Annotated in this window: 1 protein-coding gene and 1 pseudogene; one reads left to right on the top strand and one right to left on the bottom strand. The window is 49.9% G+C overall.

What is annotated here, in order from left to right; genetic code table 11:
• Nucleotides 1–154 precede the first annotated feature (154 nt).
• On the top strand, nt 155–286 hold the full coding sequence (locus EXE45_RS21730; protein ID WP_274595487.1) for a hypothetical protein: 132 nt from the start codon (nt 155–157) through the stop codon (nt 284–286).
• On the opposite strand, the pseudogene EXE45_RS20900 reads toward EXE45_RS21730, so the two are convergent.
• Nucleotides 270–694: pseudogene (locus tag EXE45_RS20900) on the bottom strand (caspase family protein); the annotation flags it as partial. The gene EXE45_RS21730 and the pseudogene EXE45_RS20900 sit on opposite strands and share 17 nt — an antisense overlap.

The raw sequence follows: 694 nt of genomic DNA, 5'->3' as shown, positions 1-694 counted from the left end.
GGATCGCGTTTCCGGGTCCACGATGTCGGGTACTGGATAGATACCGCTTATCTGCCGCTCTGCCAATTTAATACATTTATTTTTAACTTTAAATATCTACTATATTCAGCCGCAGAACAATCTTAATATTTATTTATCCTGATACTTTTTGAATATGCACGAAAGTGTGGCAGATTACGTGGCAGAGCACCCGAAGATGGCCGGCGTCCTGTTCACCGCCCTCCTGCTGCTGACGCAGGCGGCGCCCGCGGCGGCAAACATGGCAACGGCTACTCCTGGTCCGTAGAAGACAGAAATTCGTCACTCCACGTCAGCGAGGTATCCGAAAATACTGGGACTGTTTCCAGTTGTAGGAATTTTGATATTTCATCTATAGTTAGTTCCGCTGTGGTGATGTTCGTGGGAATATAATAATTTTGTTCAACTGGTCCAAGATTTAATGAACTCATCGAACCAGCGCCATAGGTCCCGTTGGGATATATCTCTGTGGTTATGTCCCACATTCCATCACCACTCTCACTCATGTTCAGCACTAATGCGACGCCACTCCGACTCTGACAGATCGTCGTCCCCCCGTCTCCTACCACGATGTACTGGTGACCAGTAATCAATTCGCGCTTCGCGACGTGAAGCGCGGTCCGGAGGTTGAACCCGCTGTTCATCAGGCGGGCGATGATCCGGCCGAGCGTCGTCG

It is taken from the genome of Halorubrum sp. SP9 (assembly GCF_005435015.1).
Taxonomy (GTDB): Archaea; Halobacteriota; Halobacteria; order Halobacteriales; family Haloferacaceae; genus Halorubrum; species Halorubrum sodomense.
Note: the sequence above shows the minus strand (reverse complement) of the source record. Positions and strands in the feature narration are given on the sequence as shown.

Excerpts from the sequence above, each read along its gene's own strand:
- EXE45_RS21730 (WP_274595487.1), top strand. The coding sequence starts at position 155 with ATGCACGAAAGTGTGGCAGATTACGTGGCAGAGCACCCGAAGATGGCC.